The organism is Microbulbifer variabilis (genome assembly GCF_056232115.1).
Genome location: NZ_CP174325.1, coordinates 2,400,163 through 2,426,790 on the forward strand (window position 1 = coordinate 2,400,163; position 26,628 = coordinate 2,426,790).

Below are 26,628 nucleotides of genomic sequence, written 5' to 3' on the forward strand. Positions count from 1 at the left end.
CAATTGTTAGAATTGCCTTTAATGATCGACACCTAGGTTTTCCTCGCTTTTTCTTTAAGTTCTATATAAAAGAGGAAGTGCTTATTGTTTTATCTGGTGTAGATTTCACACTTTTTTGGATAAGGGAAAGGTTGTAAGTGTGGGATGTGTACTAGCCTTGAATTGAGTTTAATATACTTGGTCAGGGCTTAAATTTTCGATCCTAATCAGGGCTGTTGAAGTTATTTTAATAGCGTTATAGCAATGGGTTAGGGGGATTCGTATTGTACTGCTATCTAATTCTTCTATTAGGTTGTCGGTTGATGCTTCAGGGGAAAGTGTTCTTCTGGAGGCGTAGTGAATTACATCTTGGTACGTAACTGGGAGGCTGGCTATAAGTCAGAATTTGAATGAAATATTTCCAAATAAAAACCGGCCAGTTAAATCATATGTGCGATAGTCAAAATTATTATCTGTAGCGGTAATAGTAAGAGGAGGAGCGGTGTCGAACAGGTTTCTTATTCCAAATGAAAGTTTATAATTTGATGCGACAGAGAAGGCAAATTGTAAATCGTGTGTAGACCAGCTATTAATTTTTCGATCTACAAATGCATTATCCTCAACATAGGACTCCCTCATTTCTCCTACGAAGTGTACAGTGTATCCGGCTTCCCATTGATTTCCAGTCCAATAAATCCCTGCATTAGCTTTCCAGTCGGGAAGAGATCCCGCTCCACCCTTTGCAGTATTTACAAATAATCCTGCTAAGTCTTCCTCAGGCAAGCTCGGGGCACTTTGGTTTAGGTAGTGCAGCATGTGGCTCAGGTTCAGAGCAAAGCTAACTTGGCCGATACCCTCTGGATTTACCACTTGGCGGAGGGCAATGTCGTAGCCTCTTATATGGCGGCTTCCTTTATTGATACGCGTGGCTAAGATTTTTGTAATTTCACCATTTTCATCCCTAATAACTTTTTGATCAAAGGTTCCCATATAAGCATTTTGCTCGACTAAAAACTGCGGACTAGCACCAATCACTTCTTCTTGTCGTATGTCGTAGAACTCAATAGTTGCGTTAAGACCTTCAAGTTGACTTGGGGTCCAGCTGAGACTGGCGAAGAGGCTTTTTGATGTCTCTGGCTTCAGGTTGGGGTTACCACCAAACTCAGTTAGGTATTGGATTCGAGCGCTGTCTGATTGTTTTAAGCATCCAATTAGTCTGTCTGCATTCTGACCCGTACATGGATCTAAGATAAACTCCTGACTCTGATAACCCTGCTGGTACATATCGGTAAGAGTTGGGGCCCTAAACCCTGTAGTAAAACTGGCTCTCAGTTGCAGGCTCTCTGTAGGGTGCCAGCGAATAGCTAACTTAGGGTTATGAGTACTGCCAAAGTCACTGTAGTCGGAAAGTCTTACTGCGCCATCTAGCCATAGTTTACTTTCTTGTATGGGTATCGAAACTTCTGCGAAAGCTTCTCTGATGGTACGGGACCCTTTAGCTGAGCCAGGTGTATAGCCTCCAATGAATGAAAGCTCCATGCTGTCATTGGAGTTTGAGGTTAAGCCCTCGTGTCGAATTTCAATACCCCCTGCTGCTAGTATTTCCCCTGATTTTATTTGCCCTAGTGCACCATCAGAGACAAAGGTTAGTGACTCCATGCGTGAATGGTTCCGGGTGGAGCTTTGGTCACGGATGAAGTCCAGTTGCTCCTCGTTGATGCTGCCACTTGGACCTAGAAGATTTACAGGGGTACAGCCGTTATTTGTGCTGCAAACATCAGGCCCCTTTAGCCCCAGGGAGAGAGCAAAAGGATCGATTAAGTTACTGATTTTCTCGGTTCTGTCGGTATGGTGAAAGGCTGCGCCAAGTTCCCATTGCCACTCATTGTGTACACCTTTCAGGCCTCCGTTAAAACGCCAGGTTGTTGCATGGTTCTCTTGAATGCGGGGCCCTAGCTCAATGATTCGTTTCCGGACGTCAATGACATCTTGATTGAAAGGGTTGTAGATGTTGTCTGCTGTTATAGTCAATTCACCATTATCAAAGCGGGTGAATACCGGGGTGGGAGCGTTGGTGGCTTCTGCTGAGGTGTGCAGTCCCATTATTTCTGCAAAAAGCTGAGTGTTCTCACTTAAATCGAAGCTGGTGGATATATAGCCGGAGTTATTTTCGACAGGGGTTATTGCAGAAGTGTAGTCATTGTAGTTGTACCTCTCCTCAAGAGACCAATCCTGGTAGCTCCCACTTGGGGCGTTGGTAAGTACCTGATTTCTGCCTAAAGCAATAAAGCCTTCAGGAATTGCAGATGAACGTTTATCTGTACCGCCATCCCCGCGGCTATCCGCTGACTCTGACAGGCTGCGATCGCGGCTCATCACCGATCCCTGTCGATAGTGTGCCAAGCCTATCATCAGGTGACTGCGCTCCCCTTGCCGTCCCCAGGTTAGATGGTGGGATTCAGTCTGGCGGTCATTTTCGTATGCTTGGCCGTAGTAGCTATCGATAGAGAGTCCCTCGAAGTCCTTGCGCAGAATGATATTGATAACCCCGGCAATTGCATCTGATCCATAGATAGCTGATGCGCCGTCTTTTAGGATTTCAACGCGCTCAACCAGAGACAGGGGAATGGTGTTGAGGTCTGTAGCCTCACCGTTAAATCCATCTCCTATGATGCGGCGGCCATTGATTAGGACTAAGGTATTGCTCGCAGGTAGGCCGCGTAATGATACCGTTGCCGTGCCGTTGTCTTCTTGGCTGACTGATGTGCTGGTGGAGTTGCCGGATACTGCCGGTAAGAATTTTAATAAGCCCGCAATTGTTTGCGCCCCTGTAAGCTCAAGTTGCTCTCGGGAAAGTCGGTCGATAGGGGCGTAACTATCAAGCTGGTAATGACGCAGGTGGCTGCCCGTCAGGCTTTGTCCTGTAACAGTGACTTCCTCTGTTGGGAGAATGGTTGTGCCTAAGGGGTCTGGTGACTGCTCTTTGTTAGGTGTTATCGCAAAAGAGCTTGGGCCAATGCGCTGGTAGGTGAATGGAAGGTCCCGCAATAACTGCTGTAGTATGGGTTCGAATTGGCCATCATCACTTGTCAAGGTCTGCTTGGGTACCGCATAGCGGGATGCAGATGAGGTTTGCACCAGAACGGAGATCTTACACTGTTGGCCTAATGATATTAGGGCCTGGGGAAGCGACCCTGCTGGTAGTTGGATTTTGGGTTCTGGGCAGGCGGCATCAGCTGTACCAGTATTTGGTAGCAGCAAAGCCAGAGAGAAAAAAGCCCAGTGCTTTAGCTTCAAAGAGGGTGCCCGTGTTTATTGTATTCAGTGTCATAGCTGGCACTGAAGTACTTGTTACTATTTTATTAGTGGGCGGCAAATTGTAATTTGCACAATAAACAACCGCCAAATTAAGACGGTTATAACCTAGTTGTGCTTTGGGGACAAGATAGTCAGGTTAGAGTTACTGCGGTCTTGCTGAAGTTGTAAGGCTGTTGCAATGGCCTCTAGGGTATTATCAGGGTCAGAAACGGCGAAAGTACCAGAAACCAGGCGCCCCTCTACTTGTGGAGTGGCAGCTACAGGTACCGAAAGATAACGATTTAACTCCTCTAGGGCCTCTTTTAGTGGAGTTTTCTCAAAAACGAGAAGGCCACGGGTCCAGTCAGTTACTTCCTCGGGAGAGGTCCTACGGACTTCGCCAAGGCCTCGATCAGTAATGCTGACTTTCTGGTTTTTGGTTAATTTTACCGACTCTGGGGCCAGTCCGGGGCTGGATTCTGCCTCGCTTACTGATACTGTACCTTCAGTGACAGATACCCTGGTGCTCTCCGGGTTGAGCTCTACATTAAACTCCGTCCCAAGTACGCGAATATTGGCGCCGCCGGCTGAGACAGTGAATGGTCGGGAAGTTTGTCGGGCAACTTCAAAGAAGGCTTCGCCGCGAATTAGTTGGGTCTGCCTTTCGTTTCGGCTGTAGTTAATAAGCAGCTTACTGTTGGAGTTTAGTTTTATTTCTGACCCATCAGCTAGGTTTATCGTTCGAATCTCACCAAGTTCGGTGGTATAGACTTCCTGCTTGGGTTTTCCTGTATTAAGCCACTCTAAACCGACCAGGGCAGCGAGAAATACGCCACAGGTAGCTAGCCCACCACTGAGGATCCACTGCGGCATACCCCAACTGCTACGCATTGACTTCTTCGAGGTCCCAAAATTTTGCTTTCTTTCGTGAGTAGAATCAGCTATCTGTGGCGCTGGAGTGCTTTCTGGGAAGAGCTGGTCAACCGGCATATGTGCAAGTGCACCTAGGTCACCCCATAGCTCTGCAATTTCCTCAAAGGCCTGGTGGTTCTCACTCGACCCGGACAGCCAAACTGCAAAATCACGCTTATCAGCTTTACTGACGACATCAGAGCGTAAGCGCGCAACCCAAGCGCAGGCCTGATCCAGGCTTTCTTCGCTTAAGTTTTGTTGTGCGTTGATATTCATGCTTGCTCTGATATTTCGTGTTTCTGGCTATTCAGTGAGACTGTCGTGCCTAAATTTGTGGTGCATCTTACTCAAATTCCGCTGATTTGTGTGATGCATGCGGCTCAAACTTTCCATTTGCGAAATAATCACAATGTACTCGATCACTTTGTCAGCAAAATATTCTGAAAGTGCCCTGATTGGCAGGGTTGTTCAAGCTTTAAGTATCTTCCTTGCATTCTGAGACGGCTGAGCAGATTCCCCCCTCAACAAAATTTTGAATTCTTGGGGGATCGCAGAGATTTAGTCGACCTTCTTTCTACAGGCTTTTAGAGCCTGTAGAATATATTTCTCCACACTACTGACCGAAATATTCATTTCTCGTGCAATTTCACTGTAGGAAAGCCCGCGGGCTCTATGTAGCAGGAAGGCCTGGCGACATTTGAGTGGCAGTTTATCCATGGTTTCGTAGATGGACTGAAGCTGTTGACGTGCTGCGAGAACCCTTTCCGGGGATTGATGGTCAGCGTGATCATCGCTGTGGGGCTCCCCATCAAAGGGAACTTGCTGATTGATATATTCCACATGCAGCTTGCCCCGGCGCAGTTGATCGACAGCCAGGTTGTTGGCAATTTGATAGAGGTAAGCGCGGGGGTTGTCCAGTTCCTTTTCGTCGCTGAGTTTTTGCAGGCGCAGGTAGGCGTGTTGTGCGATATCTTCGGCATCATCTGGACTTTTAACAATGCGTGCAACAAACCGTACCAGGGCTTGGCCGTGCTCGGCAAACAGCTTTTCCAGAAGCGTCTTCCTGGCCTTATTCATTACTTATCGTGATCCCCGTACCAAACTCGCTGTAGTTATGGACTGATTGTTCTAAGTGCGAGTTGGCGCACAGTTATAACACAAGCATTGCTTTGGCTACGAGTGGCACGATCGATCTCTTTAGGTTGCTGTTGGTGACCGGCTATGCGTAGGCGCCTATGCCGGTATAATGGCGCCCGCGCAAGTGGCGCACGATGATCGATTTTGCAGAGGTGTGCCGAGCACCGGAGACTGGATGAGCTATCAAGTACTGGCACGTAAGTGGCGCCCACGGCTATTTCGGGAGATGGTAGGGCAGGAGCATGTACTCCAGGCCCTGATCAACGCCCTGGACAACGGCCGCCTGCATCACGCTTACCTATTTGCCGGTACCCGGGGGGTGGGTAAGACCACCATAGCTCGAATTCTAGCCAAGTGTTTGAACTGTGAAGAGGGTGTCAGCTCTGAGCCCTGCGGCAAGTGTGATACTTGCATGGAGATTGCTGATGGTCGCTTTGTTGACCTAATTGAAGTGGACGCGGCATCTCGCACCAAGGTAGAGGATACCCGTGAACTGCTGGAGAATGTTCAATATGCTCCGACAAGAGGGCGCTATAAAGTTTACCTGATTGATGAAGTCCATATGCTCTCCAATAGCTCCTTCAACGCCCTGTTGAAAACCTTGGAAGAGCCCCCTCCTCATGTGAAGTTTCTTCTCGCCACAACAGATCCGCAAAAGCTGCCGGTCACTGTGCTATCCCGCTGCCTGCAATTCAAACTAAAGAATATGAGTCCTGAACGGGTGGTTGAGCATTTGCGCTTTGTTTTGGAGCAGGAGCAGGTACCTTTTGAAGAGGGGGCCCTCTGGCACCTTGGGCGCGCTGCGGACGGCAGTATGCGAGATGGCATGAGTCTTACCGATCAGGCGATCGCTTTCGGAGCCGGAAAAATTAGTGAGGCTGAGGTTCGAGGTATGCTCGGTAGTATTGATACCGGGCTGGTGTGGAAGTTACTCCAAGCTCTGGCTGATGAGGATGCCGTAGCGCTGTTTGCGGTGGTTGCAGAGCTGTCCCAACAGGCACCCGACTACGGCGCTGCGTTAGCGGAGATTGCAGATAACCTACATCGCTTGGCAGTCGCCCAGGTTTTACCTCAATCGATGGATAATTCTCTTGGGGATGGGGAGCGGCTGAAGACTCTTGCGGCTCAAATAGCCCCGGAAAATATACAGCTTTATTACCAGATGGCTCTGCATGCCCGCCGCGACTTGCCTCTGGCCCCAGACCCGCGAAGTGGTTTCGAAATGGCGTTGCTGCGTATGTTGGCATTCCGCCCCCAAGGGGTAGCGGATATCCCCAGGAAGGCACTTCCTGTGAATGAGCGGGAAGGGCAGGGCATTCCTGAAAAGGTAGAATTACAATCTAGCTCCCCAATAGTACGGGAGGATGCCGAGGCAAAAAAGTCTGAACTGACCTCGCTACAGCCAGAGGTTGCGGCGGATAAAGTGATACCTGTTTCCGGGGAACAGTTGAAGCCAGTTCAAGCAGACGAACAACCGGTGCTGAAGGTTGCAGGAGAGCCTGCGGAGCCGGACATGCCTGAGTCCGAGATCACTCCGGGCCGTGTGGATGAGGAGCTACCCTCTCCCGAGATTGAAGCAGGAGTGTCATCGCCGAGCCCCCGTGAAAATGTCTTGGCTGAGCTTCGACAGCGTGTAGCGGAAGTGGAGTCGACCCCGGTAGTTCCCGCACAGCCGCAGCAGAGGCCAGCAGTGGTAGCCACCGAGGTGCCAAAAGCGCGCCTTGATGCGCTCACTCCAGGCAGTTGGCCGGCGATGTACCAGCAACTGGGAATCAGCGGGATACTGCATTCTATCGCCCAGCACCTTGAGCTTGTGGGGCGCCGGGACAATATACTGTCCTTTACCTTGGATGAATCCTATAGCAGCCTCTATGACGATGTGCATCAGAGGCGTCTCGGAGATCTGCTTGGAGACTTCTTTCAGCAGCCGGTGGTGGCGCAGATCCAGGTTGGCTCGGTGCAAGGCGGCACACCTGCGCGTTTGGCAGCCGCGACCCGTGAGGCTCGCCTTGTCGCTGCCCGTGAAGCGCTGACTACTGATCCTTTGGTTCAGGAGCTACAGGCCGAGTTAAATGCGCAGTTACTACCAGACTCCGTCGAATCGCTAGTCGAAGCAGATTAATACAATATTGTATGCCCGGTTTTTATTTGGGTGGTTACATGAAACAGGAATAGAGGTTACTTATGAAAGGTTTGGGCGATTTGATGCAGCAGGCCCAGAAAATGCAAGCCGACATGCAAGAAAAGATGCAGAAGCTCCAGCAGGAGTTAAGTGACCTGCGTGTCTGTGGTGAGGCTGGTGCGGGTCTGATTAAAGTCACTATGAATGGCCGTCACGATGTGACATCAGTAGAAATTGATCCTTCGTTGCTTACTGAAGATAAAGAAATGCTTGAAGACTTACTTGCGGCGGCAGTCAATGATGCGGTGCGCAGGGCTGAAGAAAAGGCTCAGGAGCTGCAAAAGCAGCAGGTTGGCGATCTTGCTTCGGGTATTAATCTGCCCGAGGGTTTTAAATTCCCGTTCTGATAGCCGGGCATCCCATCTAATTAGAGTTTTATGTTTAGTCCCCTGATCGAAGAACTGATTCGCGCATTGCGCTGCCTGCCTAGTGTTGGGCCCAAGTCTGCGCAGCGCATGGCGATGTACCTGCTGGAAAAGGATCGCGATGCTGCAGTGCTTTTGGCGCAGAGCCTGTCGCAGGCAGTGGAAAAGGTTGGCCGTTGCAACCAGTGCCGGACACTCACAGAGGAAACTATTTGCGCGCTGTGTAATAACAGTCGTCGCGAGCAAACGTCCCTATGTGTAGTGGAAACCCCCGCAGATGTTTTGGCGATAGAGCAGGCTGGCAATTATCATGGCCGTTACTTTGTACTGCATGGCCATCTCTCCCCAATTGATGGTGTAGGGCCAGCGGACCTGGGAGTAGATTTGCTGGAGCAACGCCTCGCCAGTGAGTCCCTGCAGGAATTAATTGTAGCGACCAACCCGACGGTCGAAGGTGAGGCAACGGCGCAATATATAGCTGAGCGTGCAAGGGCGCATGGTGTAGCGGTAAGCCGCATCGCTCACGGGGTTCCCATTGGAGGAGAACTGGAATATATCGACGGCGGAACTCTGGCTCATGCCTTTAACAGCCGCACATCTTTTTTCCCCTCTGTTGAGTGATACCGATGGTTGAGATAGATACCACTCCGCGCTGGGTGGATAGCAGCGAGCAGCTGGCTGCCCTGTGTACCGAGTGGCGCCGGCAGCGCGCGGTAGCACTGGATACTGAGTTCATGCGCAGTCGTACCTTTTACCCTCAGCCAGCCCTGGTGCAGGTAGGGGATGGGAAGTACTGTTACTTGATCGATAATCTAGCTATTGAAGACCTTCAGCCTCTGAGGGATTTACTCCTGGATGCGGCTGTGACCAAGATCATGCATAGCTGCAGCGAGGACCTGGAAACCCTGGAATGCCTGTTGGGAGTCGTTCCTGAGCCGATTTTCGATACCCAGATTGCAGCTGCTATGAGTGGCATGGGGGCGGGCCTGGGATATGCGGCTACTGTTCGCGAGTTATTGAATATTGAATTACCGAAAAGTGAGACCCGCTCTGACTGGCTGCAGCGTCCACTGAGTGAGGCACAACAGAGTTATGCGGCTCTTGATGTCGCTTGGTTGCCAGTGCTTTATGGTGTTTTACTGAAGCGACTAGAGGGATATGGCCGGGAAGGATGGCTTCAAGAGGATTGCGCTGCACTGGTAATTGCTGCGCGTAGTCCACAGGCGCCGGAACTCTATTATAAGAAAGTAAAGGGGGCATGGCGCCTGCGTGGCAAGCAGCTGGCGGCCCTTCAAGACCTCTGTGCCTGGCGTGAGCGCGAGGCACGGGTACTAAACATGCCGCGTAATCATCTGCTCAAAGAAAATATCTGTATGGCCCTGGCCCAGCAGTTACCGCGGCATAAAGGTGCTCTGAGTCAGGCTGGGTTTGAAGGTCGCGCCCTCAGGGAGCATGGGGACAGTCTGTTGCAGGTGATTTCCCAGGCTGTACAGCGGAGCGATATGCCAGCACGCCTACCGCAGCCCCTCAATCGCCAGCAGGGAGAGGTTCTCAAACAATTGCGCCAACATCTCAGCATAATTGCTGAACGCGAGGGCCTGCCAGCTGAAATCCTTATCCGCAAGAAGGAGCTAGAGACTCTGGTGCAGGCCCGCAAGCCGGAGCTACAAGGGCGCATGTGTGGTTGGCGGGCAAAGGTTGTGGGCGAGCCTCTGCTTAATGTATTGCGCCAGCTGCGCAAAGAGGAACTATAAGTGAAAGTTTTATGTGATATATACCGCAGTCCCAAAAAAGAGGAAATGTACCTGTACGTGGATAAACGTGAGGGAACTGCGCGGGTACCTGAAAATCTATTGGAGCTATTTGGCAGCCCTCAGCACCTGACTACCATGTTGTTAACCCCGGAGCGTAAACTGGCGCGCGCAAATGCTGACAAGGTCCTGCAGGATGTGCGTGCGCGAGGTTACTATTTACAAATGCCGCCGGTAGCTGATTCTGAAATGAGTGAAATCGCATTGAAGAACAGTAAGCTGCAACGCTGAGACTGAAATGGCTCAAGTGCCTTTTTGGCGGCGTAAGACCCTTGAACAAATGAATGCTTCCGAGTGGGAGGCGCTTTGTGATGGCTGTGGACGCTGCTGTATACATAGTCTCGAAGATGAGGAGACGGGAGAGGTATATAGTACCAACGTCGCCTGTCGACTGCTCGATACATATTCCTGTCGCTGTAGCCAGTACAGCCGGCGTAAAGTATTGGTGCCTGGCTGTATACAGCTTCAATTAGAGGACGTTCCAGAGTTCGGCTGGTTGCCGAGTACTTGTGCTTACCGCTGCCTGTCAGAAGGGCGCTCTCTACCGGATTGGCATCCACTGATTAGTGGGGACACAGAGTCGGTGCATAAGGCCGGTATTTCAGTTCGTGGCAGAGTCGTAAGTGAGGAGCTGGTGCACCCGGATGATATGGAAGAGCATATCGTTACCTGGGTTGATGTTGATTGAGAGGATGCCTCCAGATGTTCTTGCGGGAGGCGATGAGGATTTAGAGAAGAAAGTAAAAATGTCAGAAGATTTTCAACTTGCCTGGATTGTTTACACGGCGTCGACTCTGGTGCTGTTATTGGCGGGCTGGTGGTTTATGCGCAATTGGCGCTGGAGCTGGTTGCGCCGTACTCTTTTATTAATCTTTGCAGCGGTATTGTTAGTGCCGGTAAAGGTACCTGTTGCTGAATCAGTGGCGATGCCAGTGTTACCTCTCTTTGTTTATCAGATGCTTTTTGAAGAAAATGGCGCAGCGCCGGAGGTCACCGCAAATCTGGTTTTTTCCGCTGGCGGAGCTTTGGCTGTGATGGTTTTTTGGGGGATTGTCACCCTGCTGCTGCGCTTTCGGCGCGATCGACGCAGTCGCTTTGATGATGACCCATACTTTAATGAGCAGTAACCGCCAGAGACCAGACTTTTTTTAGTTAGCGATCACTTTTAAGGGCTGGTGGACAAATAATTGCCTATTAGCCTTTCTTGCATCTAGCCAGTTAATAGTCGACCCAAATATTTCTTCTGCGAACTACCTTTCCCCATTGGATCAAAGGCGCCGTATCCTCTGCTCCGGAGTTCTCTATCCGGTGACAGCTGCTATATCTATTAGGCTGCCTGCAGGCTTGGCGTGAGGCCATGCTAGTCGGTTCAATTCTCGACGTTGAATAAGGGCGTAGCCATATAGAAAATGCGGCTTGGAATGTCCGTAAGCAATTCGAAAATTCACTATGCTGGCAGCTTGATGGCCGGACTTAAAGAAAAATACTGAAGAAGTGCAATTGGCACATTATTCCGTCCTTGTAAGTTGGCGGAGGCTGCTATTGACGTCTGAGGAATCCTGATGCTCGACCACCTGCTGATTCTTACCGCGGTAATGCTGGTTTCGGGCATTCTTGGCGGGTTGGTGAATTACTATCAGATGCTGTTTACAGAGGAGGATCCGGCCGGTCTTGCACGTTGCCTGATTATGGGCTTGTGCGGTGCCTTGATAGTGCCAATTTTCCTCAAATTCACTCAAAGTGACCTCTTGATTGAGATCCAGGGGGATCCATCGCGCCTGCTGATTTTCACCGGCTATTGTTTACTGGCTGCCATTGCCTCGCGTATGTTCGTTTTTAATGCTGCACGTCGTCAGTTACGGGACGCCAGTATTGCCCGGGCCAGGGTTGAGAACCTTGAGCAGGAGCTGCGTACAATGCAGCTCGAGATGATGCCGTTATTGGAGCATGAAATTGAAGGGGATCTGGAGCAGGGGCCAGTGCTGGATTTTAACCAGATCCGTAAGCTGGATGAGAATGCCCTGCAAGTGCTCAACCTCCTTAATAGTGGTGAGTGTGTATTTCGCTCCCTGTCAGGAATGGTGCAAGACAGCGGTATGGAGACCAATTCTGTCGCCCGCGCCTTAAATAGCCTGTTAGTGTTGGAGATGGTCGGTAAGATTCATAGTCACTTGGGAATCCGCTGGTACATCACCAGTAAGGGAAGACAGGTGGTACATCGCCGTAGTACCCAGATGGCTTGACCCCGGTTGCATAAGCAGTCGCTCAGCCTACTCAAGCTGGTCATCCAATTTGGTCGTTCCCGCCTCGCCTCCTGCCCTGTTGTTCAATTATCATTCGCTAAATCAGATAGATAGCGGCGAATACAGGATTGGAGTAGTCATGAAATTTACCGGTACCGACAGCTATGTAGCTACTGAAGACCTGCAGATGGCGGTAAACGCAGCGGTCACCCTGCAGCGTCCCCTTCTGATCAAAGGCGAGCCGGGCACCGGCAAAACTTTGCTTGCGGAGCAGGTTGCGCAGAGCCTCGGCATGAAGTTGATCCAGTGGCATATTAAGTCCACTACCAAGGCACAGCAGGGTTTGTATGAATATGATGCCGTGTCACGCCTGAGGGATTCCCAATTGGGAGTGGATAAAGTCCATGATATTGGCAATTACATCAAGCGCGGTAAGCTGTGGGAGGCTTTCGCGGCTGAGGAACGTGTAGTACTGCTGATTGATGAAATTGACAAGGCAGATATTGAGTTTCCCAATGACTTGCTGGTAGAGCTGGATCGCATGGAGTTTTTCGTCTATGAAACCGGCGAAACCATCAAAGCCAAGCAGCGTCCCGTCGTAATTATTACCTCCAATAATGAGAAAGAGTTGCCTGATGCTTTCTTGCGCCGGTGTTTTTTCCATTACATCAGCTTCCCCGACCGTGACACCATGCGCAAAATTGTTGACGTGCATTACCCGGATATAAAGGGGCAGATGGTGGCAGAGGCGATGGACATCTTCTTCCAGCTGAGGGAAGTGCCAGGCCTAAAGAAAAAGCCCTCTACTTCGGAGTTGATTGACTGGCTGAAATTGTTGATGGCAGATGATATTCCCGAAGAAGTCTTGAAAAACCGTGATAACAGCAGTGCGATCCCTCCTCTCTACGGAGCCCTGCTGAAAAATGAACAAGATGTTCATATGCTGGAGCGTCTTGCGTTTATGGCGCGTCGAGATAATCGTTAATTGGTGAATCGCTGTGTTTCAGGGAGAGGATATGCTCTTCCTGAAGTTTCATCGGTTGGTTCGATTGCAACCCTATTTTCCTATGCTGACTGCGAATTACTATGCTGATTGGCTTTTTTCTAAATTTACGCCGCTATAAATTACCGGTATCCATTACCGAGCTGCTTTCCTTGCTCGAAGCTTTGCAGCAACGTTTGGTGTTTGCAGACTTGGAGGAATTTTACTTCCTGGCCCGAGTTTGCCTGGTGAAGGATGAGAAGCATTTCGATAAATTCGATCGCGCGTTTGAGTCTTATTTTAAAGACCTGGAAACACTGGATGATATTGTCGAGCAGATGATCCCGGATGACTGGCTCCGTGCAGAGTTCCTGAAACAGCTCACGGAAGAGGAAAAGGCTAAGGTCCAAAGCCTCGGTGGTCTGGAAAAACTGTTGGAGGAATTCAAAAAGCGCCTTGAAGAGCAGAAGAAGCGCCACAGTGGCGGCAACCGCTGGATCGGTACCGGTGGCACCAGTCCTTTTGGTAACAGCGGCTATCACCCGGGAGGAATTCGGGTTGGGGGTAAGGGCCGCAACCGCTCGGCATCCAAAGTGTGGGAGAAGCGTCAGTTTAAGAACCTGGATGACAGTGTCAGCCTGGGTACTCGTAATATCCAGGTCGCCCTGCGCAAGCTGCGAAAATTTGCCCGCACCGGCGCTGCTGAAGAGCTGGACCTGGATAACACAATTTCCTCCACAGCACGCAATGCGGGCCTTTTGGATATCCAGATGGTTCCGGAGCGGCACAACGCGATAAAAGTATTGATCTTTTTTGATGTAGGGGGCTCCATGGACCCCTACGTACGGGTTTGTGAAGAACTGTTTTCAGCCTGCCGCTCCGAATTTAAGCACCTGGAGTATTTTTATTTCCACAACTTTGTCTATGAGCATGTTTGGAGAGACAACCAGCGTCGTTTCAGTGAAAACACTTCATTGCTGGAAGTACTGCGTACTTATGCCAAAGACTATAAAGTTATTTTTGTGGGCGATGCCTCTATGGCGCCCTACGAAATTACCAGCCGCTATGGCAGTGTCGAGCATATGAATGAGGAACCCGGTGCTGCCTGGATGGAGCGAATTACGAATACCTACAGTAACCTGGTCTGGTTAAATCCTGTCGGTGAGGAGTACTGGCAATACACCCCCAGTATTGGAATGACACAGCGTTTGGTCGATGGGCACATGTACCCGATGACTTTGGCGGGGTTGGATAGGGCGATCGCCTATCTGGTAAAAGGGCGCTGATGCTGCAGTAATATCTTTCAAGTCAGGCGGCACTGTCCGAACCGCCTGATCACTTGTTACTTATCATTGCCGCTAAAGTGTTTTGGGGGCACACCGTCGTGATCGGCGGTGATACTTAATTCCTCTTTAGTGGTTTCTCCTACTGTGGCGTGCACCTCCTCCGCGCCATGCATCCAATCCACCAGTTTCTCGCGAATGAGATACAGGATAATTCCTGCAACAATGGCAACCAGGGCTACGCCCCCAAAAGTAGCGAGAGGGCCGGACACTCCCACCAACTTGCCAATTTCCGCCGCTCCTTTGTTAGCAATACCAATAAAGGCAAACCAAAGCCCCATCATTAAGGATAAATAGCGTAGAGGGGATAATTTGGTGACTACTGAAAGCCCGATAGGTGATAGGCACAGTTCACCGATAGTGTGAAAAATATAGGCAAACACCAGCCACCATATACTTGCTTTTATGGTTGTAGAGTCTCCGATTTGTAATGCTGCTCCACACATTGAAATAAAGCCGATACCAAGAAATACCAGCCCTAGGCTGAACTTGGCTGGCGAGCTGGGTTCCTTATCTCCCATTCCTATCCAGATGCTGGCCATAATCGGCGCGAGGATAATGATAAATATGGGATTCACCATCTGTAGCCAACTGGCTGGAATCTCCCATCCCAAGATATTTAGGTCGGTGCGATATTTGGCAAACAAGTTCATTGAGCCGGCAGCCTGCTCAAAACCGGCCCAGAAAATCACTATAAAAACACCAAGTACCAATATGACCTTTATACGGTCTCGCTCTTCGTGAGTCAGGGGACGATGCTTTTCGGCCTCTTCATGTTTCCGGTTTTTGAGTTCCAGGTGTGCAGAGGGCTCTACGCCGATTTCTCCCAGATAGCGCTTGGCCTGGGTCATTTGCAGCAGCAGGCCCAACAACATGCCGACTCCTGCAACGACGAAGGCCAACTGGTAGTCCACCTTCTCTCCAACCCAGCCCACAACTAAATAACCGAGGATTGAGCCCAGGTTTATGCCCATATAGAAAATGGTAAATGCCGTATCGCGACGGTGATCTCCCTCTTCGTAGAGGTCTCCGACCATGGTGGAAATATTTGGTTTGAAGAAACCATTGCCGATAATCAGCAGGGCCAGTCCCAGCCACAGCATATAGATCTCACTGCCATTGGGCAGCCAGGCGTGGGGGAAGCCAAGGGAGAATTGTCCCAGCATCATCAGGGTGCCGCCGAACATAATGCAGCGGCGTTGTCCCCAGCGGTTGTCCGCCATCCAGCCGCCGATAATTGGAGTCAGGTAGACCAGCATTGCGTACCATCCCAGGTAGCTGAGGGCTTTGGATTGTAATTCGGTCTCGGTGAGCTGCTCCCAGCCGAATACTGCAGCGGTGGCTGTGGAGGTCAGGTAGAAAACAAAAATACCGCGCATACCGTAGTAGCTGAGGCGTTCCCACATTTCTGTACCAAACAGCAGAAACAGGCCTTTGGGATGGCCAAACAGCTGCCCGGCGCTGGAGGGAGGCTTGGGCTTGATCTCTTGCATAGTACCGCTCGCAAGGTGTGACCCTGAGGCGCAATGGTGCTTCTAAAATTGACCTCTATCTGCTCCAGTATAGATGAGCGCCACAGTAAGGTTTGATAGCCCTATCGTATCCAGGGGTTATAATCCCGCGTTTGCCATTGCTGTACGAATTATGAGTCACACCGAAGCAGAAAAAGTTGTGGGAGCGCTGCAAACCCGTATCCCGGCCTGTATGGGTAGGGATCGTTTTGACTTGCGCAGAACCCTGAAGAACGTGCGCCGGCGCCAGAAAGAGGGCAAACCGGTCGATCGAATGCTGGCCCAGCTGGAACAACAGTTACAAGCGTCTGAAGCCCTGGTGGAAGAGCGTCGGCGAAAGCTACCGGACGTGCAGTGGCCGGAAGCACTGCCCGTGGTAGCGCGGCGTGATGAAATCGCCGGGTTGATCGAAAAGCACCAGGTTGTAGTTATTGCCGGTGAAACCGGTTCTGGTAAAACCACCCAGTTACCGAAAATCTGCCTGTCTCTGGGGCGGGGGATTTACGGCCAGATTGGCCACACCCAGCCGCGCAGGATTGCCGCTCGCACTGTGGCCAATCGAATCGCCGAGGAATTGCAGCAGCCCTTGGGGGAATCAGTCGGTTACCAGGTGCGTTTTACCGATCACAGTACTGAACATACCCATGTCAAACTAATGACAGACGGCATTCTGCTGGCAGAAATTCAGCGTGACCCACTGTTAAATAAATATGACACGCTGATTATCGATGAAGCCCATGAGCGCAGTCTCAATATTGATTTTCTGCTGGGCTATTTGAAAACTATCCTGCCCAGGCGTCCAGACCTGAAACTGATCATTACCTCGGCCACTATCGACCTGGAGAAATTCTCCCGACATTTTGATGATGCGCCCATTATCGAGGTATCTGGCCGGACCTATCCGGTGGACATTCATTACCGCCCGGCTGTGGACAGTGATGCGGATCTCAATGAACAGGTCGTAACTGCGGTAGGGGAGTTACTGCACGAGGAAAAATCCAGCAGCCGGCGCGGCGGGGATATACTGGTATTTATGAGTGGCGAGCGGGAAATCCGTGAATGTGCCAAGGCCCTGCGGGATGCGCAGATTGCCCAGCTGGAAGTATTGCCCCTTTATGCGCGTTTGAGTCTGGCGGAGCAGGCCAAAGTCTTTCACGGCCATAAAGGCCGCCGTATTGTACTCGCCACCAATGTGGCGGAGACCTCTATTACGGTGCCGGGAATTCGCTATGTGATCGACCCGGGTACTGCACGCGTCAGTCGCTACAGCTATCGCAGTAAAATTCAGCGACTGCCTATAGAGCCGGTTTCCCAGGCCAGTGCCAACCAGCGTGCCGGCCGCTGTGGCCGCGTCAGTGCCGGTGTCTGTGTACGCTTATATGAAGAGCGGGATTTTGCGCAGCGTCCGGAATTTACCGATGCGGAAATTCTGCGTACCAACCTGGCTGCAGTAATCCTGCAAATGTTGCAGTTGCGTATTGGTGATATCCGCGAGTTTCCTTTTGTTGATCCGCCCGATCCGCGCCTGATTAATGATGGTTACAAGCTATTACAGGAACTGCAGGCCGTCGATGGTCAGGGCAGGGTCACTAAACTGGGGCGAGCCCTTTCACGATTGCCGCTGGACCCACGACTGAGCCGAATGTTGCTGGCCGGGGCAGATAATGGTAGTGCGCGTGAATTATTAGTTATTGTCGCCGCTCTGGCCGTACAGGATCCGCGCGAACGCCCGGTGGAAAAGCGTCAGGCAGCGGATGAAAAACATCGCCAGTGGCAGCATGAGCAGTCAGATTTCCTGTCCTTTGTACAGCTTTGGGATACTTTCGAAATCCAGCGTCAGGAGCTGAGTCAAAATCAGTTGCGAAAATGGTGCCAGAAAAATTTCCTGTCCTGGTTGCGTATGCGTGAGTGGAGAGATATCCACCACCAACTGCGGGTGGCTTGCCGCGATCTTGAAGTAAAAGAAAACAAAGAGCCAGCGGAGTATGAAGCGGTACACCGGGCTATAGTCGCAGGTCTTCTCGGTAATATTGGCGCTCGCGATGAGAACAAGGAATTTATTGGCTGTCGCAATCGCCGCTTCCATATTTTCCCTGGATCTGGCCAGTTCAAGAAGCCTCCCCGCTGGGTTGTTGCCGCCCAGTTATTGGAAACCAGCCGTTTATTCGCCCATACGGTTGCAAAAATAGAGCCCGATTGGGTATTGGCTGCATCCCAGCACCTGGTTAAGCGAAATTATTTCGAGCCTCATTTTGATGCCCGTTCGGGTCAGGTGATGGCCTTTGAGAAGGTTTCCCTGTACGGCCTGGTGCTGGTGGAGAAACGCCGGATTCCCTACGGTAAGCTTGATCCGAAAACCGCGCGGGAAGTCTTTATTCGCCAGGCTTTAGTGGAGCAGCGTTATCGAGGTAAAGGCCGTTTTTATACACACTACACCGACCTGCTGAAATCTCTGGAAGAGCTGGAGGCTAAATCCCGCAGGCGGGATATTCTGGTAGATGATGAAGTGATTTATCGCTTTTTCGATGAGCGTATACCTGCCGATATCGTTAACCTGGCTGGGTTTGAGCACTGGCGCAAGAAAGTGGAATCCACTGATCCGCAGTTGCTCTTTATTCCCCGTGAATTGTTGATGCAGCAGAGTGCGGATCACGTCGGCGAAGCCCAATTCCCCGATGAATTGCAATCGGGCGGTATTGTTTATCCGCTCAGCTATCATTTCGAGCCGGGCAGTGTGGATGACGGTGTCAGCATTCAGGTACCGGTTGCGGCTTTGCACCAGGTGCCCGCTGCTCGACTTTCCTGGCTGGTGCCTGGAATCCTACGGGATAAATGTATTGCCCTGGTCAAAGCCTTACCTAAACAGTGGCGTAAATATTTTGTCCCCGTACCAGCAGCAGTGGATAAAGCCCTGCCGCGATTGCGCCCGGATAATGTCCCCTTATGGCAGTCACTAGCACTGGAGTTACAGCGCCAGACGGCGCAGCAGTTGCCTGATAGCGCCTGGGAATCCGCTGAGCAATCCCTGGAAGATTATTATCGCTTCAATATCCAAGTGGTGGATGAGGCAGGTAAATTGCTCGACCAGGACCGAGATCTCTCGCTGCTACAGGCGCGCTACCGCGATCGGGTGCAGCAGGGGCTTGCGAGTGCAGGAGACAGCTTTGAGCGGGAGGGGATTACCAGCTGGGACTTTGGAGAGCTTCCAGAAACCCACACCCTTAACCAGGGCGGCCTCAAGGTGCGGGCATACCCGGCTCTGATAGAGGAAAAAGACAGTGTTTCTCTGAAACTCCTGGATAACCCGGATGACGCGCGCCGGCTGAGTCGTGCAGGTATTTCCCGCCTGGCACTGTTGCACTTGCCGGAGAAGGTTAAATACCTGCGCAAGGAGCTGCTTCGTGGCAAGGAGCTGGGGTTATCTGCCGCGGACTTGGGGCGGCGTGAAGAGGTTGCAGACGATATCCTGTTGGCTGCCGTGCGAGAGGTATTTTGGCCTAAGGGCAATTGGCCGCGTACCGAAGCTGAATTTCTGTCCGCGCTGGAAAATGATAGTGACCTGGTGGGGGTGGCCCAGGAAATTGGGAACCTGCTGGTCAAAGCTTTAGCCCTACTTGTGCCCCTGCGCAAACAGATCAAACAGCAGAAAAACCTGGCAGTTGCAATGGCGGTGGGAGATATTCAGCAGCAATTGTCTGGGCTCTTTTATCGCGGTTTTCTGTTCGATACCCCTCTGGAATGGTTGCGTCAGTATGGCCGTTATCTTAAGGCGATCGCTATGCGACTGGAAAAAGCCGTCCTCGACCCGAATCGTGATCGCAAATTACAGGTTGAGTACCACAAGGCCGCGGAGCCTTATGCCGATCTGGCTGAAAAATATTCAAGCAGGGAGTTGGCTGCGGAAGCCTTGCTAGTGGATTACCGCTGGATGCTTGAAGAGTTCCGCGTTTCTTTATTTGCCCAGACCCTGAAAACCCTGATGCCAGTATCTTCCAAGCGCTTGCATAAGGCGTGGGTGGAGGCTGATGGGAAGGGGCTGGTAGGTTGATTGCCACTATTGGTATGAGATCACAAAAAAACTGATTTCTTTATGTAATATTCTGGCAACCGGTTCGACAAACCTTATGTGAGTAGGCTATAGGTTCAAAGTGGCGTGAGATTCTCACCCTAAGCTGGCTAGCCTCAACAAATGACGGTTTTCCATCCCGCGTCATTATACTGGCGCGGGAGAAAAGAAAGTCTTTGGTACTTTTTATTACTCAGGGTATTAATTAGGAGATCCCTTATGAACAAGAAGCATCTTTCCCCCGTAGCGGCCGCAGTTGGTGCAGCGTTTATTGCCTCTGCTGCGATGAATGTGTCTGCAACCACTGGCGAAGCTAATCCGTTTGCTGCGGCAGAGCTGACTTCTGGCTACAACCTGGCACTGGCTGACCATGGCGATAAGGAAAAAGAAGGCAAGTGTGGCCACGACAAGAAAAAAGAAGGTAAGTGCGGCGAAGGTAAGTGCGGCGAAGGCAAGAAGAAAGAAGGCAAGTGCGGCGAAGGTAAATGCGGCGAAGGCAAGAAGAAAGAGGGTAAGTGCGGCGAAGGTAAGTGTGGCGGATAATTTAAAGCCATACTCGATCGGGGCGGTATTGCGTTAACTGACGCGCCGCCCCTTGTTCTTTTCTTCACATAGAACCGTTTGAGGCAGACAGAAGTGCGAAATTATCCAGTGGAGGGGGCCGGTCTTGGACTGCGTCGCTCTATGATGGGAGAGGAAGTGCCATCTGCTGCGGTGGATTTCTTTGAGGTAGCGCCGGAAAACTGGATCGGCGTCGGTGGGCGCTATGGCCGCTGGTTTCGGGAATTTACTGAGCGCTACCCATTTATTTTGCACGGCTTGTCCCTTTCAATTGGGGCGCCGGAGCCTTTGGATATGGACCTTGTTGGGTCTATCAAGAAATTTATTCGTGAGCATGATATTCGCTATTACAGCGAGCACCTGAGCTACTGCTCCGACCACGGACATCTCTACGATTTACTGCCGATTCCCTTTACTGAAGAAGCGGTGATGTATGTCGCCGAGCGAATTCGTATTGTGCAGGATGCATTGGGGCAGCGTATTGCCATGGAAAATGTTTCCTACTATGCCGCACCAGGCCAGGAAATGAGCGAGCTGGCCTTTCTAAATGCCGTACTGGAGGAAGCAGACTGTGACCTTCTCCTTGATGTAAATAATATTTACGTCAACTCCATTAATCATCGTTACGATCCATTTGAGTTTCTGCGCGGACTTCCTTCGGAAAGAATGCGCTATGTACATGTGGCGGGACATTACGACGAGGCGGAAGATCTAAAAGTAGATACCCACGGTGCACCGGTAATTGATCCTGTGTGGGAGTTGTTGAATAAGGCTTATGAAATTCACGGTGTAATGCCAACCCTGCTTGAGCGGGATTTCAATATTCCACCCATACCGCAATTGCTCGAAGAAGTAGGGCATATCAAAACCATTCAGGCCAGTCACCAAGTAGAAGAAAACTATGTCCTCAGTCGCCGATAAAACTGACAATTTTCAGGGGTTGCAGAGAGACTTGGCTGCTCATCTGCGTGCTCCGGAGCAATGCACACCGCCTCCCCAAATTGAAGATCGGCGCTTGGCGATTTATCGGGATCTAATTTACAACAATATTGAGTCTTTTATCTCGAGCGGGTTTCCGGTGCTGCGCAGTCTCTATAGTGACGAATTCTGGCACGCTATGGTGCGTGATTTTGTGCATCACCATACTTCTAGCAGTCCCTACTTCCTGCAAATCAGTGAGGAGTTCCTCACTTACCTGCAAAATGAGCGGGGCCAGCGGGAGGGAGATCCCCCTTTTTTACTGGAGCTAGCTCACTACGAATGGGTAGAGTTGGCACTGGATGTCAGTACCGCTGAGATACCTGCCAACCTCAGCCGCGAGGGGGATATATTGGGATCCGTACCAGTAGTATCGCCCCTGGTATGGAGCCTTAGTTATCGATATCCCGTGCATCGTATTGGCCCGGTGTTCCAGCCTCAGGAACCCGATGAAACCCCCACCTTTTTGCTGGTGTATCGCGATCGCAGTGATGAGGTGAATTTCATGGAAATTAATGCGGTGACAGCGCGTTTGTTGCAACTGGCTTCAGAAGAGTCGGCCACTGGAGAGCAACTGTTGGCACAAATTGCTGCAGAGTTACCCCAGGTAGATACCAGCACCCTGAGGAGTTTTGGTGTGGAGCTATTACAGAAACTTCTGGGGAATGGTGTAATTGCAGGCCTTAAACCTCTACCTGCTGAAAAATAGGTGTCGACAGCTTATCTTTTGGCGTCATTATTATTCTAAAGCCCCGCTGCACTTGCCTGAAACTGCTTCATCTTTGACGAATCCCAGCTGCTATGCTGCCGAGGGTAGCTTACGATATGCGAGGGCGTTAGAATCCTTGGTCTTAGTATTTGTTAGTAGAGGAGCAGGGTTTTGCTAGGACGCAGAGTTTTATCGCCCTGGTTGATGGCCGCGCTGATCGCGGTTTCTCCAGTGAGTGTATTAGCGCAAGATGACCCGTTTGGAGGCGCGGCAGGGGATACCGCCGTTCAAACTGGTACTGATGGTCAGGTTACCACAAGTGGCGATGAAAATGGTTCGCTACTGGATGAATATGGCTTTGATCCCGCGGATGAATTTGGTGGTGCGGAAGGGGAGGATTTTTCCCTTCGTGACCCATGGGAAGGTTTTAACCGCGCTGTCTTTAGTTTTAATGATGGCGCTGATCGCTATGTGTTGAAGCCAGCTGCCGTCAGCTATCGGCAGATCACCCCAATATTCGTGCAACACGGTGTTAGCAACTTCTTCAGTAATCTGGGTGAAGTGACCAATACCTTTAATGGCGTATTGCAAGGTAAATGGGGCCAGGCAGGCAATGATGCAGGTCGCTTGCTGATTAATACCACTATTGGTATTGCCGGTCTTTTTGATGTTGCCAAGCATATGGGGCTTGAAAAAGGCGATGGCGAGGACTTTGGTCAAACCCTGGCTGTTTGGGGGGTGCCTTCCGGTCCATACCTGGTTTTGCCGCTTCTGGGTCCTTCCACAGTTCGGGATACGCCAGCACGGGTAGTTGATTACTACACCAACCCGCTGACCTATGTGGAACATGACCCTACACGCTATACGTTGAGGGCAACCGATATTATTCAGAGCCGCGCCAGCTTGCTGCAGGCCGAATCACTGTTACAGGGGGATCGGTATGTGCTGTTACGTGATGCTTACCTGCAGCGCCGCGACTTCCTGATCGTGGATGGCGAAGTAGATGTGCAGAGTGAAACTGAAGCCGCTGAAGCGATTGACCAGGGTGAAGTTGAAGAGTCCAGTGACTACTGATCACCGGATAGAACTTACTCTTTTTCCAAGGGCCACTCATGCCCGGTCCCGGTAGCCTGTTACTGACTGATGACGAGCGCTCCCGCAGTTTCCTGCGTGGAGCGCTTTCACGCCAAGGGTTCTCTGTTGCGGAGGCAAGTAGTGGGCAACAGGGTATCCAGCAATTTTCCCCCGGTCTTTTTCAATTGGTCGCGGTGGACTTCCAGTTACCCGATATGAGCGGGCTGGAGGTGTTACAAAAAATCAAACGTCAGTCTCCAGATACCTCTGTCATCGTAATTTCATCCAGTGCAGTACTGAATGATGCCCTGCAAGCAATACGCCTGGGCGCCTGCGATTATCTCCTCAAACCTCTCAAGGAAGCCGCGCAAATTGACCGAGTTATTTGTCGTATCAGCGGTGAGGAGAATCTGGCCCAGCAGAACCGGGAATATCGGGAAGCTCTGGAGCGGCGTAACATAGAGCTGCGTGATCACGTAGAGCTTTTGCGGCGGGACCAGGAGGCTGGCCGCCAGCTGCAACAGCACTTGCTGCCGCGTACGCCTTATAGTTATCCAGGTGGTATTGAGGCGAACTATCGCCTGATTCCCTCACTGTATCTCAGTGGTGACTTTGTCGATTACGGCCTGTTTGGAGAGCGTTTTGTCGCCTTCTACCTAGTGGATATTTCCGGTCATGGTGTCTCGTCTGCGCTGGTTACCGCACTCGTCAAGCACAGCATCATGCATCGCCTGCGTGAGGGTCCACTTTTTACCCAGCTGGAGTCCCTTGGCAGTGACCTGTTAGAAGTTCTCGAGCTGATCAATCGGGAGTTGTTATCCACACATATGGGCAAACATGCCAGCATGTTCGTCGGTGTTGTGGATACGGCCGCGCGCCAGCTGCACTATGCTGTTGCCGGGCAGATTCCCATGCCGGCTCTCGCCAGTGATGGTGGCGCTGATTGGTTGCCGGGCAAAGGGCGTCCGTTAGGTATCTTTGAGCGGGGTGACTGGCAGGTAATGTGCGCCGAGCTACCGCCCAGCTGGCGTTTGGTGGCGTGCTCCGATGGCGTTCTGGAGCTGCTTCAGGGAGATCTTCTGGAAAAAGAGGAGCGCCTCTTACAGATGATCGCCGAGTGCGGAGGAAATTTGGAAAGTTTGTGCCAGAGCCTGAAAGTAGATACTTTTGGGGCGTTACCGGACGATATTACGATCCTCACCCTGGGGCACAATTAGGACGAGCGTTTGCATCGACTAAATAGTCGAATTTCATGCCCTAGTATACTTGTCAGTCCGGGCAGTCAGGAGTAAGCTCCGCCCACTTTATGCACAAAATTGCACAAGGCGGCAAAACCACCGAGTGCGGCTTGTGTTCTCTACCAGTGAACTTTTGCCACCTGTTAGCACTTTCACCTAAAAGTGTATCCGGGTGAGCCAGGGGTTGTTATGCAGTCCGGGCAAATTATGGTTGGGGCCCACGAGGGCGTTTACATCATCAAGTTGATTGGTGATGTTCGGCTCAACCTTTGTACTTCCTTTGATAGCTTCATCGACAACATGTTTGCGCGAGATGACTTCGCTGGGGTGGCTTTCGACCTGGACCGTGCCGAAGGTGTTGACAGCACGACCCTTGGCCTGATGGCAAAAATTGCGATTCGCGCCCAAGAGCGCGGCTGTCAAAAGCCATTGGTTTTCTCTGCCGATAAAGGAATTCAACACCTGCTTGATGCAATGGGATTTGACTCCCTGGTGGAGATCAGTAGTGAGCAATATGATATCTCCGTTGAGACTAAACCCCTGGTCTGCAACACCCCTGATGAATGTGCTGCGCGGGAGAAGGTACTGGAAGCACACCGTGTTTTGATGAGTATGAACGAGCAAAATGCGGAAACTTTCCGCGATCTGGTGCATACCCTCGAGCGGGAATGCGAGCCCTACAGCAAACGCTCCGCCCGTCTGCATTGAGCTTCTTAAGGGCTCCTGCTACCGATTTGGCGCTTTAGACCTATTCCCCCAACTTATTCAGCTAGCGACTCAATTATCTTTCAAATCCCTCGCTTCCGCCCTGGCTCTGGTGAACAGTCCGTGGGGTAGGTAGATAAGTTCGGATACCCGGCGAATAAGGTGTTCCTCAAATGCCTCGATAACATCATCGGAAAAAGCGACCTGCCACATTTGCCGAACCAGCAGGTACTTGTCCTGCTCAGTGAACTGATCATTAACTGCTTGGGTAAACTCGAATAATGAGGTGGCATGCTCCCGTTGATCAATGGCCTCATCAATAATCTCGGCGGCGCTGTGTACATCTAGTGCATAGTGTTGGCAAAGTAGATGCGTGAGGGTGTCGCGCTCGCGCTGGTCCAGCTTCTGGTCCACAGTCGCCACTTCAACTAGAAGGGCGGCGCTGATCATGCGCACGTCTTTTTCATTACGTGTTTCTACATCGGCACTGTTGCCAATCTGCTCAAACAGCTTACGGATTTGTTGCAGCATCAGTTTCCTGGTGTCCCATCACTTGGCTTTGTAGCAGCATTTCAAGTCGCTGCTGGTCTTTAACAAAGTTGCGAATGCCTTCTGCTAGCTTTTCTGTAGCCATGGCATCGCTATTGAGCTGGTAGCGGAATGTCGCTTCCTCCAATCTCTGGGTTGGCCGAGCCAAAGGTTCTGTAATCGCCGGTAGGCCTCCTACCAGCATCCCCTCACTTTCCTCCAGGGACTGCAACAACTGCGGGCTGATAGTCAGGCGATCGCAGCCAGCCAAGGCTTCTATCTCACTTGTATTACGGAAACTGGCACCCATCACGATGGTGTCGTAGTCGCGGGATTTATAGTAGTGATAAATATTGCGTACCGACAATACACCGGGATCCTCTTCGCCACTGAACCCCTTGCGCTCACCATTTGCCAGGTGCCAGTCGAGGATACGGCCGACAAAAGGAGAGATTAAAGTGGCTCCGGCCTCGGCACAGGCGATGGCCTGGCACAGGCTGAATAGCAAGGTCAGGTTACAGTGGATGCCTTCTTGTTCCAGGATTTCTGCCGCTGCAATACCCTCCCAGGTGGAAGCAATTTTGATGAGCACACGGTCCCTTTCTACATTCGTTTGTTCGTAGAGAGTGATCAGGTGCCTGGCGTAATCAATTGTGGCGCGGGTATCGAACGAGAGTCGCGCATCCACCTCGGTGGAAACCACGCCGGGGACCAGCTGTAATATCTCTGTACCGATACCCACTGCTAGCTTAATTGCCGCTAATCGCGCTGTCTCCGCTGTCCCACGTTGCTTCTGGTGGCGAGCTGCCCACCCCAATGACTCTTTGATAAGCGATTTGTATTGAGGGAGCTGGGCGGCCTTGTACAGTAGTGAGGGGTTGGTGGTGGCATCTTGAGGGCGGTAGCGGCGGATAGCCTCAATATCACCCGTATCGGCCACTACTAAGCTGCGCTGTTTAAGTTGTTCCAATTTGTTCATTGCACTCCCTCTGTCATTGATTGGCCTC

At 51.2% G+C, this 26,628-nt stretch carries 23 protein-coding genes; 17 read left to right on the plus strand and 6 right to left on the minus strand.

Features of this window, described 5'->3' with window-relative positions; all coding sequences use genetic code 11:
- Positions 1 to 378: 378 nt before the first annotated feature.
- From ACJJI7_RS10515 to ACJJI7_RS10525, 3 genes are all read right to left on the minus strand, one after another.
- A complete protein-coding gene (locus ACJJI7_RS10515) occupies positions 379 to 3,276 on the minus strand; it encodes a TonB-dependent receptor (RefSeq protein ID WP_444902210.1) in 2,898 nt (965 codons plus the stop codon).
- Positions 3,277 to 3,402: 126 nt separating this feature from the next.
- Positions 3,403 to 4,464 (minus strand): FecR family protein, encoded by a 1,062-nt coding sequence (locus tag ACJJI7_RS10520; RefSeq protein WP_282951589.1) that lies wholly within the window; start codon positions 4,462 to 4,464, stop codon positions 3,403 to 3,405.
- A gap of 282 nt (positions 4,465 to 4,746) precedes the next feature.
- On the minus strand, positions 4,747 to 5,265 hold the full coding sequence (locus tag ACJJI7_RS10525; RefSeq protein WP_020412022.1) for an RNA polymerase sigma factor: 519 nt from the start codon (positions 5,263 to 5,265) through the stop codon (positions 4,747 to 4,749).
- Positions 5,266 to 5,500: 235 nt separating this feature from the next.
- Between ACJJI7_RS10525 and dnaX the strand changes: the two genes are divergently transcribed.
- From dnaX to ACJJI7_RS10575, 10 genes are all read left to right on the plus strand, one after another.
- The gene (dnaX, locus tag ACJJI7_RS10530; protein WP_444902209.1) at positions 5,501 to 7,447 is read left to right on the plus strand and encodes a DNA polymerase III subunit gamma/tau; all 1,947 of its coding nucleotides are present in this window, start codon (positions 5,501 to 5,503) and stop codon (positions 7,445 to 7,447) included.
- A 62-nt stretch (positions 7,448 to 7,509) separates the two neighbouring features.
- Entirely contained in the window at positions 7,510 to 7,854 is a 345-nt protein-coding gene (locus tag ACJJI7_RS10535; RefSeq protein ID WP_020412024.1) for a YbaB/EbfC family nucleoid-associated protein, read from the plus strand.
- A gap of 30 nt (positions 7,855 to 7,884) precedes the next feature.
- A complete protein-coding gene (gene recR, locus ACJJI7_RS10540) occupies positions 7,885 to 8,493 on the plus strand; it encodes a recombination mediator RecR (RefSeq protein WP_020412025.1) in 609 nt (202 codons plus the stop codon).
- 5 nt (positions 8,494 to 8,498) lie between these two features.
- Positions 8,499 to 9,626: a ribonuclease D gene (gene rnd / locus ACJJI7_RS10545; RefSeq protein ID WP_282951587.1), complete on the plus strand. Its 1,128-nt coding sequence runs from the start codon at positions 8,499 to 8,501 to the stop codon at positions 9,624 to 9,626.
- Entirely contained in the window at positions 9,627 to 9,914 is a 288-nt protein-coding gene (locus ACJJI7_RS10550; RefSeq protein ID WP_020412027.1) for a YcgL domain-containing protein, read from the plus strand. It abuts the gene before it with no gap.
- A 7-nt stretch (positions 9,915 to 9,921) separates the two neighbouring features.
- Positions 9,922 to 10,371: a YcgN family cysteine cluster protein gene (locus tag ACJJI7_RS10555; protein WP_282951586.1), complete on the plus strand. Its 450-nt coding sequence runs from the start codon at positions 9,922 to 9,924 to the stop codon at positions 10,369 to 10,371.
- Between the two features lie 58 nt (positions 10,372 to 10,429).
- Positions 10,430 to 10,810: a hypothetical protein gene (locus tag ACJJI7_RS10560; RefSeq protein ID WP_353377026.1), complete on the plus strand. Its 381-nt coding sequence runs from the start codon at positions 10,430 to 10,432 to the stop codon at positions 10,808 to 10,810.
- 435 nt (positions 10,811 to 11,245) lie between these two features.
- On the plus strand, positions 11,246 to 11,926 hold the full coding sequence (locus ACJJI7_RS10565) for a YEATS-associated helix-containing protein (protein WP_020412030.1): 681 nt from the start codon (positions 11,246 to 11,248) through the stop codon (positions 11,924 to 11,926).
- 139 nt (positions 11,927 to 12,065) lie between these two features.
- Complete coding sequence (locus ACJJI7_RS10570; RefSeq protein ID WP_020412031.1) at positions 12,066 to 12,911, plus strand: AAA family ATPase; 846 nt, start codon at positions 12,066 to 12,068, stop codon at positions 12,909 to 12,911.
- A 101-nt stretch (positions 12,912 to 13,012) separates the two neighbouring features.
- Positions 13,013 to 14,194, plus strand: coding sequence for a vWA domain-containing protein (locus ACJJI7_RS10575; protein ID WP_020412032.1), 1,182 nt, complete (start codon positions 13,013 to 13,015; stop codon positions 14,192 to 14,194).
- 56 nt (positions 14,195 to 14,250) lie between these two features.
- On the opposite strand, the gene ACJJI7_RS10580 is transcribed toward ACJJI7_RS10575, so the two are convergent.
- Positions 14,251 to 15,744, minus strand: coding sequence for a peptide MFS transporter (locus ACJJI7_RS10580; RefSeq protein ID WP_020412033.1), 1,494 nt, complete (start codon positions 15,742 to 15,744; stop codon positions 14,251 to 14,253).
- Positions 15,745 to 15,895: 151 nt separating this feature from the next.
- On the opposite strand from ACJJI7_RS10580, the gene hrpA reads away from it, so the two are divergent.
- The 7 genes from hrpA (at position 15,896) to ACJJI7_RS10615 (ending at position 25,096) form a co-directional block, all read left to right on the plus strand.
- Positions 15,896 to 19,810: an ATP-dependent RNA helicase HrpA gene (hrpA, locus tag ACJJI7_RS10585; RefSeq protein ID WP_282951584.1), complete on the plus strand. Its 3,915-nt coding sequence runs from the start codon at positions 15,896 to 15,898 to the stop codon at positions 19,808 to 19,810.
- A 237-nt stretch (positions 19,811 to 20,047) separates the two neighbouring features.
- The gene (locus ACJJI7_RS10590) at positions 20,048 to 20,371 is read left to right on the plus strand and encodes an HvfA family oxazolone/thioamide-modified RiPP metallophore (RefSeq protein WP_020412035.1); all 324 of its coding nucleotides are present in this window, start codon (positions 20,048 to 20,050) and stop codon (positions 20,369 to 20,371) included.
- Between the two features lie 93 nt (positions 20,372 to 20,464).
- Positions 20,465 to 21,310 (plus strand): HvfB family MNIO-type RiPP peptide maturase, encoded by an 846-nt coding sequence (locus ACJJI7_RS10595; RefSeq protein ID WP_020412036.1) that lies wholly within the window; start codon positions 20,465 to 20,467, stop codon positions 21,308 to 21,310.
- Positions 21,291 to 22,076, plus strand: coding sequence for an HvfC family RiPP maturation protein (locus ACJJI7_RS10600; RefSeq protein WP_020412037.1), 786 nt, complete (start codon positions 21,291 to 21,293; stop codon positions 22,074 to 22,076). Before ACJJI7_RS10595 ends, ACJJI7_RS10600 begins: the two co-directional genes overlap by 20 nt.
- Before the next feature lie 171 nt (positions 22,077 to 22,247).
- A complete protein-coding gene (locus tag ACJJI7_RS10605; protein ID WP_245556659.1) occupies positions 22,248 to 23,150 on the plus strand; it encodes an MlaA family lipoprotein in 903 nt (300 codons plus the stop codon).
- A 38-nt stretch (positions 23,151 to 23,188) separates the two neighbouring features.
- Positions 23,189 to 24,367 carry a PP2C family protein-serine/threonine phosphatase gene (locus ACJJI7_RS10610; RefSeq protein WP_020412039.1) on the plus strand — a complete coding sequence of 393 codons (1,179 nt, stop codon included), beginning with the start codon at positions 23,189 to 23,191 and terminating at the stop codon, positions 24,365 to 24,367.
- A 210-nt stretch (positions 24,368 to 24,577) separates the two neighbouring features.
- Positions 24,578 to 25,096 (plus strand): STAS domain-containing protein, encoded by a 519-nt coding sequence (locus tag ACJJI7_RS10615; RefSeq protein WP_282951583.1) that lies wholly within the window; start codon positions 24,578 to 24,580, stop codon positions 25,094 to 25,096.
- Between the two features lie 69 nt (positions 25,097 to 25,165).
- On the opposite strand, the gene ACJJI7_RS10620 is transcribed toward ACJJI7_RS10615, so the two are convergent.
- Both ACJJI7_RS10620 and tal read right to left on the minus strand, forming a co-directional pair.
- A complete protein-coding gene (locus tag ACJJI7_RS10620) occupies positions 25,166 to 25,624 on the minus strand; it encodes a tellurite resistance TerB family protein (protein ID WP_020412041.1) in 459 nt (152 codons plus the stop codon).
- Positions 25,605 to 26,600, minus strand: a complete 996-nt coding sequence (tal, locus tag ACJJI7_RS10625; RefSeq protein ID WP_020412042.1) for a transaldolase — start codon at positions 26,598 to 26,600, stop codon at positions 25,605 to 25,607. Before tal ends, ACJJI7_RS10620 begins: the two co-directional genes overlap by 20 nt.
- Positions 26,601 to 26,628 lie beyond the last annotated feature (28 nt).